This window comes from Hydrogenophaga crassostreae (assembly GCF_001761385.1).
In the GTDB taxonomy this organism is placed as follows: domain Bacteria; phylum Pseudomonadota; class Gammaproteobacteria; order Burkholderiales; family Burkholderiaceae_C; genus Hydrogenophaga; species Hydrogenophaga crassostreae.
The window spans coordinates 4,389,630-4,406,654 of record NZ_CP017476.1 but is presented as its reverse complement, the minus strand read 5'-3'; the positions used below and the strand labels follow the sequence as shown (position 1 = coordinate 4,406,654).

The following is a 17,025-nucleotide window of genomic DNA, read 5'->3' as shown; positions in this document are numbered from 1 at the left end:
ACTCCCGCTAGTCGGTTTCGTTTTCCGTTTTTCGCCAGATCACCTGACCCTGGCCCGCATCGTTGATGCGTGAGACCAATGCCGCGGTGTTGGCTTCAGGCACGCTCAGCGTGACTTCAACGCCTTCACCGTGCAGCGCCTCCATCAGGTGGGCGCTGTGCGCGTCCAGCTCCCGGCGCAACCAGCCCTCGAGCGCGTAGGGCACCAAGCAGCGCAAGCTGCTGTGGTGAATCACCGGTGCCTTCTCGGCCTTGAGCAGGGCCTGGGCCACGCTGTCGGTGTAAGCGCGCACCAAACCGCCCGCACCCAGCTGGATGCCGCCGTAGTAGCGCACCACCGTGGCCAGCACGCCTTCCAGATCCTGGTGCCGCAGCACTTCCAGCATGGGCCTGCCCGCCGTGCCCCCGGGTTCGCCATCGTCGTTCGCCGCCGAATGGCCGCCGGCCATCAAGGCCCAGCAGACGTGGGTGGCGCCGGGATGTTCCGTTCTGAGTTCGGCCACGCGGGCCAGCGCGGCTTCGCGGCCCGCGCAGGGTTCCACGCAGCCAATGAAGCGGCTTTTTTTGATCACCAGCTCGCTGTGAACCGGGTTTTGCAAGGTGAAGGGCATTGGGCCTGAGCATAGCGGCCCATACCGTGTACGGCCCTGGGCTTGTCGAAGATCGCAGGTATCGGTGATAATTGACGTTTACGTAAACGTAAAGCAAATTCGTCCCCCTCCAAGCCCTACGCCACAGCCCCATGAGTGAGATCAATTCTTCTGAGTTCGTTGAAGACCCGGTGTTGCGCGATCGCGTGCAGGCCAGTCTGGATCGTCAGGGCATGATGCGGCAACTGGACGTGCGGTTGCTGCGCGTTGCGCGCGGCACGGTCACGCTGGCCATGCCCTATTCCGAACGGGTTAGCCAGCAACAAGGCGGCTTCCACGGTGGCGCCATGGGCGCGCTGGCCGATATTGCGGGCGGCTACGCCGCACTCACTGTGGCGCCTGACGGCATGGAAGTCACGACAGTGGAGTACAAAATCAATTTCCTCGCGGCTTTCCAGGGCGGCGAGCTGCAAGCGACGGGTCGCGTGATCAAGGGTGGCAAGCGCATCATCGTCAGCAGCGCCGAGGTGGTGCACATTGCGCCCGATGGCAAGCGCACCGATTGCGCCGTGATGCAGCAAACGCTGGTGCCCGTGGCCAAAACCTATTGACTTCAACAATCCATTCTCAGGAGACTCCCCATGAACAACCTGCCCGGCCTCAACTTCCAACTCGGCGAAGACATCGATGCGCTGCGCGACGCAGTGCGCGACTTTGCCCAGGCCGAGATCGCGCCCCGCGCGGCCGAGATCGACAAGAACGACCAGTTCCCCATGGATGCCTGGCGCAAGATGGGCGATCTGGGCGTGCTGGGCATCACAGTTTCTGAAGAGTACGGTGGCGCCGGCATGGGTTATCTGGCTCATATGGTGGCCATGGAAGAGATCAGCCGCGCGAGCGCTTCGGTGGGTCTGAGCTACGGCGCGCACAGCAACCTGTGCGTCAACCAGATCAACCGCAACGGCACCGACGCCCAGAAAGCCAAGTACCTGCCCAAGCTCATCAGCGGCGAGCATGTGGGTGCGCTGGCCATGAGCGAGCCGGGCGCAGGCTCTGACGTGATCAGCATGAAGCTGAAGGCGGAAGACAAGGGTGGCTACTACCTTCTCAACGGCAGCAAGATGTGGATCACCAATGGCCCCGATGCCGACACCATGGTGGTGTACGCCAAGAGCGAGCCCGAGCTGGGCGCCCGTGGTGTGACCGCCTTCATCGTAGAAAAGGGCATGAAAGGTTTCTCCACTGCGCAAAAGCTCGACAAGCTGGGCATGCGCGGCAGCCACACCGGTGAAATGGTGTTCCAGGATGTCGAAGTGCCCGCGGAGAATATCCTGGGCGGCCTGAACATGGGCGCCAAGGTGTTGATGAGCGGCCTCGACTACGAGCGCGCCGTGCTGACCGGCGGCCCCCTGGGCATCATGCAGGCGGTGATGGACAACGTGGTGCCCTACATCCACGACCGCAAGCAGTTTGGCCAGAGCATTGGCGAATTCCAGCTGATCCAGGGCAAAGTGGCCGACATGTACACGGTCTTGCAGGCCGGTCGTTCGTTCGCCTACACCGTGGCCAAGAACCTGGACTTGCTGGGCACTGAACACGTGCGCCAGGTGCGCAAGGATTGCGCCTCGGTCATCCTGTGGACAGCCGAGAAGGCCACCTGGATGGCGGGCGAGGGCGTGCAGATTTACGGCGGCAATGGCTACATCAACGAATACCCGCTGGGCCGCCTCTGGCGCGATGCCAAGCTGTACGAGATCGGCGCTGGCACCAGCGAGATCCGCCGCATGCTGATCGGCCGTGAGCTGTTTGCCGAGACCTGCTGATATCGAAGGGTGCCCCCTGCGTGACAATGGGCGCCATCTTCCTATTGCATCCGAATCAAAATGTCCTCCCAGCTTCAAGACCTGTTTCAACACAACCGCGAATGGGCTGCGGCCATGGTGCGTGAGAAGCCCACGTTTTTCACCGACCTGATCGCCCAGCAGAGCCCGCAATACATGTGGATCGGCTGTTCCGACAGCCGTGTGCCGGCCAACCAGATCACGGGTCTGGCGCCAGGCGAAGTCTTTGTGCACCGCAATGTGGCCAATGTGGTGGTGCCCACCGACCTGAACTGCCTGTCCACGATCCAGTTCGCCGTCGATCAGCTCAAAGTGAAACACCTGATGGTGGTGGGTCATTACGGCTGTGGTGGCGTGAAGGCCGCGCTCAATGACACGCGCGTGGGCCTGGCCGACAACTGGCTGCGCCATATCAAGGACGTGCGCGACCAGCACGCCACATTGATCGCGGCCACACCCGAGGCCCACCGGGTGGATGTGTTGTGCGAGCTCAACGCCATCGAGCAGGTGATGAACGTGGCCCAGACAACCGTGGTGCAAGACGCCTGGGGCCGTGGGCAGTCGCTCACGCTGCACGCCTGGGTTTACGCCTTGAGCGACGGCCTGTTGCGCGACATGGTGATGACCGTCGATTCCAACGAAGGCCTGGAAACGGTGTACTGGGCTGCGGTCGATGGCGTGGCCGCCAAGCGCCATGCTCAACCCGCCTGAACCTCCGAATCCAAAGCTCTGCCGTGTTCCCCAGTCGATTGGACTCCCCCGTCGCCCACGATATCGCCAAGGCGATGATGGACGGATTCAATCGCCACTACCGGCTGTTTCGCACCGAGTCGGCCCGCGCCAAGCACCGCTTTGAAACCCAGGACTGGAATGGTCAGCAGCGGGCCCAGCGCGACCGCATCGAGTTCTACGATCTGCGGGTCAAGGAATGCGTCAAGCGCCTGACCAAGGAGTTTGTTGCCCACAACCAGCCCATGGATGTGTGGGAGCAGGTCAAGCTGCACTACATCGGCTTGTTGGTGAACCACCACCAGCCCGAGCTGGCCGAGACCTTCTTCAACTCGGTCACCACCAAGATACTCAACCGCGCGTACTTCCAGAACGATTTCATCTTTGTGCGACCGGCAGTCTCTACCGAATACATCGAGAACGACGAGCCCAACGCCAAACCCACCTACCTCTGTTACTACCCACAGGCCGACAGCATGCTGGACAAGGTGTTGCTCATGGTGCGCGATTTTGATCTGAGGGTGCCTTTTGACGACCTGGATCGGGATGCAATGCTGGTTCTGGATGCCATGAAGGCACGCTTTGATCATGTGAAGCTGCGCGCCAACTTCCAGTTTCAGGCGCTCTCGACGCTGTTCTTTCGCAACAAGGGTGCCTACATCGTGGGCAAGATCATCAATGGCTTTCAGGAGATGCCGTTTGCGCTGCCCATCGTGCACAACGAAGCCGGCAAGCTGATCATCGACGCGGCCCTGTTCGGCGAAGACGATTTGCTGCTGCTGTTTTCGTTCGCGCGTGCCTACTTCATGGTCGACATGGAAATTCCCAGCGCGTATGTTCAGTTTCTGCGCAACCTGATGCCGCGCAAACCACGCGCCGAGTTTTACATTTCGCTGGGGTTGGCCAAGCAGGGCAAGACGCTGTTCTACCGCGATTTTCTGTTCCACATGCGGCACAGCACCGACAAGTTCCGCATCGCCCCGGGCATCAAGGGCATGGTGATGCTGGTGTTCGATTTGCCGAGCTACCCGTTTGTATTCAAAGTCATCAAGGACTTTTACCCGCCTCAAAAAGACACCTCGCGCGAGCAGATCCGTGGCAAATACCAGCTGGTGAAAAACCACGACCGGGTGGGCCGCATGGCCGACACGCTGGAGTTTTCAGTCGCCGGTTTTCCGCGCGAGCGTTTCACCGATGAACTCATCGCCGAGATCACAAAATTCGCACCCAGCCAGCTGGAGATTGCCGATACCAATGGCGATGGCAAGCTTGAGGTACTGATCAAGCACGTCTACATCGAACGGCGCATGATTCCGCTCAACATCTATTTGCAAGAAGCGTTCGATGCGCTGCGCATTGATGCGCAAGATGCGGTCGCCCAGGCGCAGCTCACACGGGCGGTGGTGGAGTATGGCAATGCCATTAAGGACCTGGTGGCGGCCAATATTTTTCCGGGCGACATGCTGTGGAAAAACTTTGGCATCACCCGCCACGGCAAGGTGGTTTTTTACGACTACGACGAAATCGAATACATCACCGATTGCAACTTCCGTAAAGTGCCTGAGCCGCGCAACGAAGAAGAAGAGATGTCGGGCGAGATCTGGTACAGCGTGGCCAAAGGTGATGTGTTCCCGGAAACCTTCGGCCCCTTCCTGCTGGGCAACCCGCGGGTGCGCGCCGAGTTCATGAGGCACCACGCCGACTTGCTGGAACCCGATTTCTGGCAGCAGCACAAAGAGCGCATTGTTGCCGGGCATGTGCACGATGTATTCCCTTATGAACGCGATCGGCGCTTTCATGCACATTGAAGTCCGTTTTTCTGACCTGTTTTTCTGAATCCATAGAGGAGATTTTCATGACCGCTTCCCAAGACCCCATCGTTATCGTTGGCGCAGCGCGCACACCCATGGGCTCGTTCCAGAGCGACTTTGCATCCCAGTCGGCCCACGATCTGGGTGGCGTGGCGATCAAGGCCGCGGTGGAGCGCGCTGGCGTGAAGCCCGAACTGGTGGACGAAGTGCTGTTTGGCAACTGCCTGATGGCGGGGCAAGGCCAGGCGCCGGCCCGACAGGCCGCGCTCAAGGGCGGCTTGCCCTTGTCTGCAGGTGCGGTCACCTTGTCCAAAATGTGTGGCTCGGGCATGAAAGCCACCATGCTTGCGCACGATATGTTGATGGCCGGCAGCGCCACGGTGATGGTGTCTGGCGGCATGGAGAGCATGACCAACGCGCCTTACCTCATGCTCAAGGGCCGTGGCGGTTACCGCATGGGCCACGACAAAATCTACGACCACATGATGCTCGACGGCCTGGAGGACGCCTACGAAGCCGGTCGCTCCATGGGCACCTTCGGCGAAGACTGTGCTGCCAAGTACAGCTTCACCCGCGAGCAGCAAGATGCCTTCGCCATTGCATCGGTGACCCGCGCCAAGGCCGCCACCGAGAGCGGTGCGTTTGCCACGGAGATCGCCCCCGTTACGGTGAAAGACCGCAGCGGTGAGCGCGTGGTCTCGATCGACGAGGGTCCGGGCAAAGTCAAGCTCGACAAAATCACCAGCCTCAAGCCCGCCTTCAAGAAAGACGGCGGCACCATCACCGCCGCCAGCAGCTCCTCGATCAACGACGGCGCCGCAGCGCTGGTGCTGATGCGCGAGTCCACCGCCAAGGCGCAGGGACTCAAGCCCCTGGCCCGCATCGTGGCGCACAGCACCCATGCCCAGGAACCCAACTGGTTCGCCACCGCGCCGGTGGGCGCCACCCAGAAGCTGCTGGCCAAAACCGGCTGGGCCGTGGGCGACGTGGACCTCTGGGAAATCAACGAAGCCTTTGCCGTGGTGCCCATGGCGTTGATGACCGAGCTGAGCATTCCTCATGAGAAGGTCAACGTCAACGGTGGCGCCTGCGCGCTGGGCCATCCGATCGGTGCCAGCGGTGCGCGCATTCTCGTCACGCTGTTGCACGCCCTGAAAGCCAAGGGTGGCAAGAAGGGCATCGCCACGCTGTGCATTGGCGGCGGCGAAGCCACGGCCATGGCCTTGGAAATGGTTTAAACCAGCCGATCAACAAGAGTCAAGACTGGCTCAAGTACCACACAGGGAGTTCGGCATGGTGAAGACGGGTTGGGGATGGCGCTGGGTCGGTGCGTTGGCATTGCCGTTTGCCTTGTTGGAGCCGGCGTGGGCCGGTACGGCGGAGCGTGCCTGCTCGGCCGAAACGTTTCCCGACTTCGTGACCCGTTTCGGAGACGACGTTTCAGTGCAGCGCGGCGCCACCAGCAGCCCGTTGCATTGGCAAAGCATGGACCTGAAGGCCCAGCCCGAACCCCAGCCGGTTCTGAAGACGCTGGCCATGGCTCAGTTGCCGTTTCCAGTCATGCCTTTGGTCGCAGAGCGGCAAAGAGCCTCCCTGCTGCTGGATGTCGAAATGCCCGGTACGCACCTGGGCAAGGTCACCCTGCACAAGGCCGACACCGATTATCTGGTGAACTACTACTTCGTCAAAAAGGACTGCTGGTCGCTGGTTCGGATCGACGACTGGTCGTTGTGAAGCGGGGGTTGAAGCATGCCATTTGAAGACGTGATGCGGATCATGCTGCCGCCTCAGAACGGAATTGAACCCCATGTCACCGCCAACTTCGGTGAACGCCGGACGTCGGGTCCGCACGGGGGAACGGATTTTAATTACGAAGGTGGGCAAAGCGGGCTGAATATGCTTAGGCCTGCGGTGCATTCGCCCATCGCTGGCGAAGTGGTTTTCTCCGGGGGGCAGTACGGCACGGTGAAGATTCGAGATGCCGATGGCAACACCCACGAAATCCTGCACATGGATGGCCGCCAGGTTGAAGTGGGCGATCAAATAGAGGCGGGCGATCCGATCGGAACCTTGGGCGGACGAGGGCCCAACGGAGCCAGTCACTACGCCCGCCATGTGCATTACCAGATGAAGGATTCGGCGGGGAACTTGATCAACCCCCAGGCCTGGTGGGATGCCCGCGTCGCCGCCAGCGAAAAGGGTGGGTCTCCTGATGGCGTTTGTGTGGCCGGAGCGACCGATGTGGCGCCGGTGTCGGCCGGTTTGCTGGGTGACAGCGAGCGAGAGATACGGGCGCTTGCAGAACGCCATGCGCTGCCCTGGGATCAAGGCATGGTCAACACGGTTTGGGCTGCTGCGTTGTGCGCCCGGCAGGCAGGCCTGACGGAAATCAACCTGGCCAACGTGCGGCGCGGCGATCTGCTGCTTGGGCAACACGATGGCCTGACTTTGCGCGAGGTCTCTCTGGATGCGCGGAAAGCCGCCAATACGCCCCAGCAGCAGTCAATGGCCTCGCTTGAACAGTGGGACCATCAGATGCCGGTTTCGGCAAACAGCCAGGAACGACCGGTACAAGGCGCTGCCCAGGTGATGGCGCTTTAGCAGTCCCGGTGTGCAAACATTTATTGTCGGCCCCAACCCATTTCATTGCCCATGTTTTCCCACATCTTCGTAGGCGTCTCTCAATTTGATCGTGCGCTGCATTTTTACGGCGCACTGATGGACGCGCTCGGAATCAGGCAGCGTTTCTGTGACCGTGACAAACCGTGGGCCGGCTGGCACAGTGAAGGTGGGCAACGGCCGCTGTTTGTGATTGCCCATCCCGCTGATGGCCAGTTGCCCCAGGCTGGCAACGGGCAGATGGTGGCATTTGCGGCCAACACGCGAGGCCAGGTGGACGAAGTGCACCGGCTGGCTTTGTCCATGGGTGGGACAGATGAGGGGGCGCCGGGCCTGCGTCTGCATTACCACGCGAACTACTACGGCGCCTATTTCCGCGATCTCGACGGCAACAAGCTGTGCGTCGTCTGCAATCAGGCTGAACAGCCATGAGCACGGTTCTGATCATCGGCGCCTCGCGGGGCATTGGCCTGGAACTGACGTGTCAGTATCTGGAAGCGGGTGAGCGCGTGATCGCGACGGCGCGCAACGAAGCCGATCTGGTGCGGCTGCAAGCCATGGGCGCTGAAACGCTGAGGGTTGATGTGGCCGACGCCACCAGCGTCAGCGGCCTGTCCTGGCAGCTCGATGGCGAGAAGCTGGACGTGGCTTTGTATGTCGCGGGGGTGATGGACCGGGCCAGCGCCGTCACGCCGCCGACCCAGCTCGCCTTCGACCGTGTGATGCACACCAACGTGCTCGGCGCCATGCAGGTGATTCCGCAGGTGTTGCCCATGGTGGAGGCCGCTGGCGGCGTGTTTGGGGTGCTCTCCAGCAGCATGAGCCAGATTGGCAGCGTGCCCGCGAGCAATGCCTGGTTGTACCGGGTGAGCAAGGCCGCGCTCAACATGGCGCTGGTCAGTGCACGCTTTGATTACCCCGCCGCCTGTCTGGTCGCCCTGGACCCTGGCTGGGTACAGACTGACATGGGCGGTGACGCAGCGGCGCTCACGCTGGAGCAAAGCGTCAGTGGCTTGCGCGACGTATTGAACAACCTCATGCCCGAAGACAACGGCCGACTCATCCACCACGATGGCCGCCGCGCGGCCCATTGGTGATATTTTCACTTTCAGGAAGATCAAAAAACCATGCTGCTGACCGAAGACCAAACCATGATCCGCGATGCCGTTCGCGATTTCGCCCAGGCCGAGCTTTGGCCCCATGCAGCCAGATGGGATAAAGAACACCACTTTCCCAAAGACGTGCACAAAGGCCTGGCGGCGCTGGGCGCCTATGGCGTCTGTGTGCCCGAAGACCTGGGCGGTGCAGGCCTTGACTATGTGACCCTGGCCCTGGTGCTGGAAGAAATCGCGGCGGGCGACGGTGGCACCAGCACGGTGATCTCGGTGACCAACTGCCCGGTCAACGCCATCCTCATGCGCTACGGCAACGCCGCCCAGAAGAAGCAATGGCTGGAGCCCCTGGCCCAGGGGCAGATGCTGGGGGCCTTCTGCCTCACCGAGCCCCATGTGGGCTCCGACGCCTCCGCCCTGCGCACCACCGCCGTGAAAGACGGTGACGGCTACGTGATCAACGGGGTGAAGCAGTTCATCACCAGCGGGAAAAACGGCGACGTCGCGATCGTGCTGGCCGTGACCGACAAGGCCGCGGGCAAAAAAGGCATGAGCGCCTTCCTGGTGCCCACCAATGCGCCTGGGTATGTGGTGGCCCGCCTGGAAGACAAGCTGGGCCAGCACAGCAGCGACACCGCGCAGATCAATTTCGACAACTGCCGCATTCCGGCTGAAAACCTGATCGGCGCCGAGGGCGAGGGCTACAAGATCGCCCTGGGTGGTTTGGAAGGTGGCCGCATCGGCATCGCCGCGCAGAGCGTGGGCATGGCGCGCAGCGCGTTTGAGGTGGCCTTGGCTTACGCCAAAGAGCGTGAGAGCTTTGGCACCGCCATCTTCAACCACCAGGCCGTAGGCTTTCGCCTGGCCGATTGCGCCACCCAGATAGAAGCCGCCCGCCAGCTCATCTGGCACGCCGCGGCCCTGCGCGACGCGGGCCAGCCTTGCCTGAAAGAAGCCGCCATGGCCAAACTGTTTGCCAGCGAAATGGCCGAAAAGGTGTGCAGCGTGGCGATCCAGACCCTGGGCGGCTACGGCTATGTGAGCGACTTCCCGGTGGAGCGCATTTACCGGGATGTGCGGGTGTGCCAGATCTATGAAGGCACGAGTGACGTACAAAAAATCATCATCGCAAGGTCGTTGTAACTCCCTGCGCCGCTGACGTGGCTTCCCCCTGGAAGGGGGGGCGCACCCTGTGGCCCGGCAAAGCCGGTTCCACGGGATCCTCGAGCCAAGACCTGCACGCCAGAGGCGCGACCACTGCGTTCAGGGGACCCTTTCCAGGGCACCGCGGAACCGGCTTTGCCGGGCCGCCAGTGCCGCCCCCTGGGGGGTGACGGCGAAGCCGGCGCGGGGGGGATAATCAGCCAATGAAGATCATTATTTTGGGCGCTGGCAGGGTCGGCGAGAGCGTGGCGGAAAGCCTGGTTTCCGAACAGAACGACATCACGGTCATTGACCAGGATCCGGCGCGCCTGCGTTTGCTGGAAGACCGCCTCGATTTGCGGGGGGTGGTGGGCAATGGCATTCAGCCATCGGTGCTGCAAGAGGCGGGTGCACGCGATGCCGATATGGTGATCGCCTGTGCGGCTGCAGACGAGTCGAACCTGGTGGTGTGCAAGATCGCGCACGATGTGTTCAACGTGCCGTCCACCATTGCCCGTTTGCGCTCACCCGAGTTCGTCGAGGGTGACGAGCTGCTGGGAAAGAATGGTTTTTCGGTCGATCACGTGATTTGCCCTGAAGAGTCGGTGACCCGCTACATTCATCAGCTCATCAGCTATCCCGAAGCTTTGCAGGTGGTGGAGTTTTCGCAGAAACGCGCCTGTTTGATCGTCGTGCGGGCGGCGCACGGCGGTTCATTGGTGGGGCACACGATTGGTGAGTTCAAAGAACGGTTTCCCCATGCGCAGATGCGGGTGGTGGCCCTGTACCGGCTCGACACCGAGATGGAGGCGACCAAGACCACCCGAATTCTGGCGGGTGACGAGCTGTTCGTCTTGGCTGATGCGCAGAAAATACGCCCGGTACTGGGGGCCATTCACAAGATCGACAAGCCAGTGCAACGCCTGATGATCGCGGGCGGCGGCCGGGTGGGGTTGCGTCTGGCGCGCAGCCTGGTCGGGCAATGCGAAGTGAAAATCATCGAACGCGACAAGAAGCGCTGCGAGTACCTTGCGAGCCAGCTGCCTTCAAGCATGTTGATTCTGAATGGCGATGGCGCCGATGAAGACCTGCTGCTGGAAGAAAACGTGGGGTCCATGGACATGTTCCTCGCGCTGACCAGCGACGACGAGGACAACATCATGTCGGCCATGCTGGCCAAACGGCTGGGCGCCGGGCGCGTGATGGCGTTGATCAACCGCCGTGCCTATGCCGACATGATGCAGGGCAGCACCATCGATATCGCCATATCGCCCGCGCAAACCGTGATTGGTGAACTGCTCACCCACCTGCGCCGGGGTGATGTGGCAGCGGTACACAGCCTGCGCCGCGGCGCCGCCGAAGCGCTGGAGGGCATTGCGCGAGGCGACTTCAAAACCTCGAAGCTGGTGGGTCGTCGAATCGAAGAAATCAAGCTGCCCAAGGGCACGCGCATCGGCGCCATTGTGCGCGGCAAGGGGCGCGACCTGGAGGTGCTGATGCCGCACCATGACACGCTGATCGAAGCCGATGACCACATCATCATCTTCATTCCCAACAAGCGTCTGGTGCGCGAAGTTGAAAAGCTGTTCCAGGTGAGCGCCACTTTCTTCGGCTGAGCCATCCGCCAATCGCTGGACATGCCCTTTTTGCGCATCTTCCCCGTGCTCGGGGCCATCACCATGGTGTTCGCCCTGACCATGCTGGTGCCCATGGGCGTGTCGCTGTGGACCAACGACGGCGCCGGGCTTGCCTACCCGGAGGCCATGGTGGTGACCTTTGTGGCCGGCCTGGCGATGCGCTCGGCCGTCTGGCGCGTGGGCAGTCACGTGGACCTGCAGGCGCGCGACGGCATCTTGCTGGTGGGGCTGGTCTGGACCATCCTGCCGCTGTTTGCAGCGCTTCCGCTGTGGATCTACTTCGGCACCGACACGCAAACCCCCCTGTCGTTCACCGATGGCTACTTTGAGGCGGTTTCCGCCCTGACCACCACCGGCTCGACCGTGCTCACCGGGCTGGACCAGTTGCCGGGGGCCATCAACCTCTGGCGTTGCTTCCTGCAGTGGCTGGGCGGCATGGGGATTCTGGTGCTGGCGGTGGCCATTCTGCCGATGCTGGGCATGGGCGGCAGCCAGCTGTTTCGTGCCGAAGCCACGGGGCCCATGAAGGAGGCCAAGCTCACCCCGCGCATCACCGAAACCGCCAAAGGCCTGTGGACCGTGTACTGCCTGCTCTCCCTGGCCTGTGTGCTGGGTTACTGGCTGGGGGGCATGAAGCCTCTGGATGCCTGGATGCACATGTTCTCCACCCTCAGCCTGGGCGGTCTGTCTTCGCATGATGCGAGCTTCGGCTATTTCCATTCACCCACCCTGGAGTGGGTGGCGGTGGTGTTCATGCTGCTGGCCAGCTGCAACTTTGCGCTGTACTTTGTGGCCTTGACCAAGCGCCAGCCTTCCCGCATTTGGCGCGATCCGGAGTGGCGCGGCACCCTGGCGCTCTCGGTGGGGTCCAGCGTGTTCGTCGCGGGCCTGCTGATCGCCAAAGGCACGATGACGGAACCGATGGAGGCGCTCAGGGTGTCGCTGTTCAACGTGGTGTCTGTGGCCTCGACCACAGGCTATTCCACGGTGGACTACACCACCTGGCCTGTGTTTGCGCCGATGTTCATGATCATGCTGTCAGGCGTGGCCACCAGCGCCGGGTCCACTGGCGCGGGCATCAAGATGGCGCGCATGGTGATGCTGCTCAAGCAGGCCCGGCGGGAAATGTCGCGCATCATCCATCCGCGCGCGGTCAACCCGGTGACCCTGGGCGGTCATGTGGTGCAGGATCGCACGATATTCGCGGTTTTGGGGTTCATGCTGGTGTACGGTGGGGTGATCATTGGCTTGACGATGGTTTTGCTCCTGACCGACATGCCGTTTGACACAGCCTTCACAGCGGTGGTGGCCAGCGTCAACAACATGGGTCCCGGGCTCAACGAAGTGGGCCCTGCAGGCAACTACGCAGGCCTCACCGATTTCCAGACCTGGGTGTGCACCCTGGCGATGATTCTGGGGCGGCTGGAAATGCTGTCGTTCCTTGTGCTGTTCACGCCCGGTTTCTGGCGCAAGTAAGTTCCGTTATGTATTCGCTGTTCCCGGTCCTCAACATCTTTTCGCGCATCCTGTTCGCGTTCGCTTTTGTGTTTGTCGTTCCACTGGCATGGGCCTGGAGCGAAGACCACGAACAGTTCCGCCTTGTGTGGGAAGCCTCGATGGCTTTTGCGGGCATCAGTGGCCTGGCGTTGTGGGCGCTCACCCGCCGGCACACCCGCGAGCTGCAGGCCCGGGACGGGTTTCTGCTGGTGAACCTGGTGTGGATCGTGTTGCCGGCCTATTCGGCTGTGCCCATGATGCTCATCGTGCCCGACATCACCTGGACCAAGGCGTACTTCGAGGCCATGAGTGCGCTCACCGCCACCGGTGCCACCGCGCTGGACGGTCTGGATGCGCTGCCGATCTCGATCAATGTGTGGCGCTGCTTTTTGCAGCTGGTGGGTGGGCTGGGCATCATGTTGCTGGTGGTGGCGGTGCTGCCCATGCTGGGCCTGGGGGGCTACCAGCTCTACAAGGCCGAGACTCCCGGGCCCATGAAAGATGCCAAGTTCACCCCGCGCATCTCCGAGACGGCGCGCGGGCTGTGGGGGGTGTACTTCGTGTTCTCGGGTGCCTGCATGATCGCCTACCGCTGGGCGGGCATGAGCTGGGCCGACGCCTTCATGCACATGTGCACGACCATGGGCCTGGGAGGCTTCTCGTCACACGATGCCAGCATGGGCTACTTCGACTCTCGCGCGATCGAAGGCGTGGCCACGGTGTTCATGGCGCTGGCGGGCATCAGCTTCCTGCGCTATTTCATCATGTTGCGCAGCCGTTCCCTGATGCCGATCTTGCGGGACCGCGAGATTCAGACCTACGTGGGCGTGCTGCTCACCGCCACCGTGCTTATTGCCAGTTTGCTGGCGGTGAACAACGTGGTGGAAAGCTTCCCCGAGGCACTTCGCACCAGCGCTTTCCATGTGCTCTCGCTGGCGACCACCACCGGCTATGCCTCCACCGACTACACCAGCTGGCCGGTTTTCGCGCCTGTGCTGCTCATGTTCCTGGGCTGCTTTGTGTCGTGTGCGGGTTCCACCGGCGGCGGCATCAAGATGGTTCGCATGGTCTTGCTGATCAAGCAGGCCCGGCGCGAGCTGGTGCGCATCATCCACCCGCGGGTGGTCAATCCCGTCACTCTGGGCGGTGTCGTGTTGCCCATGTCGGTGATGACGGCCACGTTTGGTTTCATGCTCATCTACGGTGCCACCATCATGGGGCTCACCATGGTGCTGTTGTTCACGGGGCTGGACATCGTCACCTCTTTTTCCGCCGTGGTGGCCACGGTCAACAACATCGGACCGGGCCTGGGGGAGGTCGGCCCGGCGAGCAATTACGGCGTCCTGGGCGATTTCCAGATCTGGGTGCTGAGCTTTGCCATGCTGCTGGGGCGCCTGGAGCTGCTGTCGGTGCTGGTGCTGTTCACCGCGCGTTTCTGGAAGAAGTAGGCGGACCTGCCCCCACGCTCCGCCACTGCGTGTGTCGCTATTTTCCAAGGGGGGCGATTCACCTTGGGGCGGCCCGGCGGTTGGTCCATCCCTGGCACCGGGGCTGCTGCGCGACCCCTGCCTTGCCGGCCGCGACTGCGCCACAGGCGCAGCCTCTTCGGACTGTTCAGGCTTGTGCAGGCAAGCTTGGCGCCGCAGTCCTCAGCCCCCTCAAGTGGGCAACGCTGGCCGACCGGCGGAGCCGGCTCTGCGGCGTTCTGCGCGGGGGGCACTTGGCGCGCGGTGGGCGAGCCACATTGGAAGGTGCCTGTCCAAAGTGAACGCGAAGCAGACCTTGGGTGCTTGCATTCGATGGCTGGACAAAATGCCCTGTGCAGCGACCGTATTGGCGTGTATAAGCGGGCCATGACAACTTGCATCTACGGCTCGGAAACCTACGAAGAAGGCGCGGTCATTTGCGTCAACGGGCGTGGTTTGCGCTGCGTGCAGGGTGAATGGCAGGAAACGGGCCAGCCTTGTGGCGAAGCCGATGCCGATGGCGATGCAACTGGGGCTGCGGCTCCTGTGGCACCGCGGGGCCCATCTGCAGGGCCCGAAGGTGGCGATGCGCCGACTACAAAGGCCAAACGATAAGCAGCAGCGGCATGCTGACCGAGACCACCAGAATTTCCAGCGGCACGCCCAGTTTCCAGTAGTCGCCAAAGCGGAACCCGCCTGGCCCCAGGATCATGGTGTTGTTCTGGTGGCCGATGGGCGTGAGGAAGGCGCAGGACGCGCCAATGGCCACGGCCATCAAGAAGGGGTCGGGACTCACGCCAAGCGCGGCCGCACTGCCAATGGCCACGGGGCACATCACCGCTGCGGTGGCTGCGTTGTTCATCAGGTCCGACAAAAACATCGTCACCACCAGGATCAGCAGCAGCGCCACTGTGGCGTTGCCCTGGGCCACGGCGTTCATCAGGCCGCGCGCCAGCCAGTCGGCGGCGCCGGTGGTTTGCATGGCGTTGGCCAGGGGAAACAAGGCGCCCAGCAAAACGATCACGGGCCAGTCCACCGCGTCGTACAACTGGCGCAGCGGCAGGGCGCGTACCAGCAGGGTAAACAACGCGCCAGCCATGAATGCCACCGAGGCGGGCAGCAAACCCGTGGCGGCCGCCGCCACAGACAACAACATGATCACCGTGGCCTGCAAGGCTTTGCGCTTGTTGGGAATTTGCAGGTCGCGTTCGGCCAGTGGAACGCAACTGGTGTCGCTGGCGAAATTGCTGAGCGCCTGTGGCGGTCCTTGGAGCAGCAGAATGTCCCCGGGTCGAAGCGGCATGGCGCGCAAGCGTTCTACCGAGCGGTTGCCCTGGCGCGATACCGCCAGCAGATTGAGACCATAGCGCTCTGCCAGGCCAATATCTTTCGCGGAACGGCCGGTCAAGGTGAGGCCAGGGGGCAGGATCACCATCTCCGCCAATACGATCTCGGCCGCATGGCGGGGCGGTTTGTCGTCTTCTTCCTTGGGCACGTCTTGACCTTTGGCTCCCTTGGCGGCCTTGCCCAGGTTGTCGGGTATCGCGCTGTCTTCGGTGTCCTTTTCCGAAGGGGCTCCAGCCGCCTCCAGTTTCAGGCCCAGGCTGGACAGCACCGAGGCGAGGGTATCGGCCGCTGCCTCGATCACGAGAATGTCGTCCACCCGCAGCATGCGGCGGGGGTTGGGTGCGGTCAGACGGATATCGCCACGCACCATGCCCACAATCTGTGCACCCGCTGCTTCGAGCACCTTTTCCACCTCGGCCACCCGCTTGCCCACAGATGAACCACCTTCCAGAATGCGCGCTTCAGTGAGGTAGGCGCCGGTGTCGAACCCATCCATGCCAGCGGGTTGCCGTTTGGGCACGAAACGCCAGCCAATCAAGGCCACGAATGCAATACCGATCAAGGCCACGGGCAAGCCGATGGCGGTGAAGTCGAACATGCCAAAACTGCCTCTGCCGTCACCCATGTTGGCGCGAAAGCCTGCCACGATGAGGTTGGGCGGTGTGCCAACAAGCGTGGTCATGCCGCCCAGGATCGTGCCAAACGCCAGCGGCATCAAGACCCGTCCGGGTGGCATATCGAGGCGCTTGGCAACCTTGATGGCCATGGGCATCAGCAGGGCCATCGCGCCCACGTTGTTCATGAACCCCGAAAGCGCTGCGCCCACACCCATCAACGCCAGCAAACTGACCATTGGCCCGGCGTTGGCAGGCAGGGCATAGCGCGCCATCACCTCAACCGCACCCGACAGTTGCAGTGCCTTGCTCATGATCAACATGCAGGCCACCGTGATCACAGCCGGATGGCCAAAGCCGCTGAACGCTTGCTCAGAAGGCACCAGTCCAGCCACCACGCAAGCCACGAGCGCGAGGACTGCGACCAGGTCGTGGCGCCACTTTCCCCAAAGAAACAGGCCGACCACCGCACCCAGAATTGCCAAGACGGTGATTTGCTCGGGGGTCATACTGTGAAAAGAAAATCGGTTGATGGCTGCATGAAGTCACTGTACCTGCTTCGTCGCTGTGCAGGTAACGCTTCAACGCCGCCGATAATGAAGCCCAGGCCCTCACAGGAG

General features: G+C 62.2%; 16 protein-coding genes. 14 read left to right on the top strand and 2 right to left on the bottom strand.

Annotation, left to right across the window (positions count from 1 at the left end; translation table 11 throughout):
• Nucleotides 1-7: 7 nt before the first annotated feature.
• Complete coding sequence (locus LPB072_RS20415; RefSeq protein ID WP_066095687.1) at nucleotides 8-610, bottom strand: IMPACT family protein; 603 nt, start codon at nucleotides 608-610, stop codon at nucleotides 8-10.
• A gap of 131 nt (nucleotides 611-741) precedes the next feature.
• Here LPB072_RS20415 and LPB072_RS20410 point away from each other — a divergent pair, with 131 nt between their 5' ends.
• The 14 genes from LPB072_RS20410 to LPB072_RS20345 all read left to right on the top strand — a co-directional run bounded on the left by LPB072_RS20410 (nucleotide 742) and on the right by LPB072_RS20345 (nucleotide 15,059).
• Nucleotides 742-1,200, top strand: a complete 459-nt coding sequence (locus LPB072_RS20410) for a PaaI family thioesterase (protein ID WP_066095685.1) — start codon at nucleotides 742-744, stop codon at nucleotides 1,198-1,200.
• Between the two features lie 30 nt (nucleotides 1,201-1,230).
• Nucleotides 1,231-2,412: an isovaleryl-CoA dehydrogenase gene (locus LPB072_RS20405; protein ID WP_066095683.1), complete on the top strand. Its 1,182-nt coding sequence runs from the start codon at nucleotides 1,231-1,233 to the stop codon at nucleotides 2,410-2,412.
• 60 nt (nucleotides 2,413-2,472) lie between these two features.
• Nucleotides 2,473-3,141: a carbonate dehydratase gene (can, locus tag LPB072_RS20400; RefSeq protein ID WP_066095681.1), complete on the top strand. Its 669-nt coding sequence runs from the start codon at nucleotides 2,473-2,475 to the stop codon at nucleotides 3,139-3,141.
• 23 nt (nucleotides 3,142-3,164) lie between these two features.
• On the top strand, nucleotides 3,165-4,967 hold the full coding sequence (gene aceK / locus LPB072_RS20395) for a bifunctional isocitrate dehydrogenase kinase/phosphatase (RefSeq protein ID WP_066095678.1): 1,803 nt from the start codon (nucleotides 3,165-3,167) through the stop codon (nucleotides 4,965-4,967).
• Nucleotides 4,968-5,014: 47 nt separating this feature from the next.
• Nucleotides 5,015-6,208, top strand: a complete 1,194-nt coding sequence (locus tag LPB072_RS20390) for an acetyl-CoA C-acyltransferase (RefSeq protein WP_066095867.1) — start codon at nucleotides 5,015-5,017, stop codon at nucleotides 6,206-6,208.
• Nucleotides 6,209-6,263: 55 nt separating this feature from the next.
• Nucleotides 6,264-6,704 carry a hypothetical protein gene (locus LPB072_RS20385; RefSeq protein WP_066095675.1) on the top strand — a complete coding sequence of 147 codons (441 nt, stop codon included), beginning with the start codon at nucleotides 6,264-6,266 and terminating at the stop codon, nucleotides 6,702-6,704.
• Between the two features lie 15 nt (nucleotides 6,705-6,719).
• Nucleotides 6,720-7,571: a M23 family metallopeptidase gene (locus LPB072_RS20380; RefSeq protein ID WP_066095672.1), complete on the top strand. Its 852-nt coding sequence runs from the start codon at nucleotides 6,720-6,722 to the stop codon at nucleotides 7,569-7,571.
• A gap of 51 nt (nucleotides 7,572-7,622) precedes the next feature.
• Nucleotides 7,623-8,021: a VOC family protein gene (locus tag LPB072_RS20375; RefSeq protein ID WP_066095671.1), complete on the top strand. Its 399-nt coding sequence runs from the start codon at nucleotides 7,623-7,625 to the stop codon at nucleotides 8,019-8,021.
• Nucleotides 8,018-8,686, top strand: coding sequence for an SDR family oxidoreductase (locus LPB072_RS20370; protein ID WP_066095668.1), 669 nt, complete (start codon nucleotides 8,018-8,020; stop codon nucleotides 8,684-8,686). The genes LPB072_RS20375 and LPB072_RS20370 overlap by 4 nt, the downstream gene beginning before the upstream one ends.
• A 30-nt stretch (nucleotides 8,687-8,716) precedes the next feature.
• Complete coding sequence (locus LPB072_RS20365) at nucleotides 8,717-9,844, top strand: acyl-CoA dehydrogenase family protein (protein ID WP_066095665.1); 1,128 nt, start codon at nucleotides 8,717-8,719, stop codon at nucleotides 9,842-9,844.
• A gap of 224 nt (nucleotides 9,845-10,068) precedes the next feature.
• Nucleotides 10,069-11,460, top strand: coding sequence for a Trk system potassium transporter TrkA (trkA, locus tag LPB072_RS20360; protein ID WP_066095661.1), 1,392 nt, complete (start codon nucleotides 10,069-10,071; stop codon nucleotides 11,458-11,460).
• Nucleotides 11,461-11,481: 21 nt separating this feature from the next.
• On the top strand, nucleotides 11,482-12,957 hold the full coding sequence (locus LPB072_RS20355; protein WP_066095658.1) for a TrkH family potassium uptake protein: 1,476 nt from the start codon (nucleotides 11,482-11,484) through the stop codon (nucleotides 12,955-12,957).
• 8 nt (nucleotides 12,958-12,965) lie between these two features.
• Nucleotides 12,966-14,426: a TrkH family potassium uptake protein gene (locus LPB072_RS20350; protein WP_066095655.1), complete on the top strand. Its 1,461-nt coding sequence runs from the start codon at nucleotides 12,966-12,968 to the stop codon at nucleotides 14,424-14,426.
• A gap of 405 nt (nucleotides 14,427-14,831) precedes the next feature.
• The gene (locus tag LPB072_RS20345; RefSeq protein ID WP_157694187.1) at nucleotides 14,832-15,059 is read left to right on the top strand and encodes a DUF1496 domain-containing protein; all 228 of its coding nucleotides are present in this window, start codon (nucleotides 14,832-14,834) and stop codon (nucleotides 15,057-15,059) included.
• On the opposite strand, the gene LPB072_RS20340 is transcribed toward LPB072_RS20345, so the two are convergent.
• Nucleotides 15,040-16,914: an SLC13 family permease gene (locus tag LPB072_RS20340; RefSeq protein WP_066095649.1), complete on the bottom strand. Its 1,875-nt coding sequence runs from the start codon at nucleotides 16,912-16,914 to the stop codon at nucleotides 15,040-15,042. The genes LPB072_RS20345 and LPB072_RS20340 overlap by 20 nt on opposite strands.
• Between the last annotated feature and the right edge of the window lie 111 nt (nucleotides 16,915-17,025).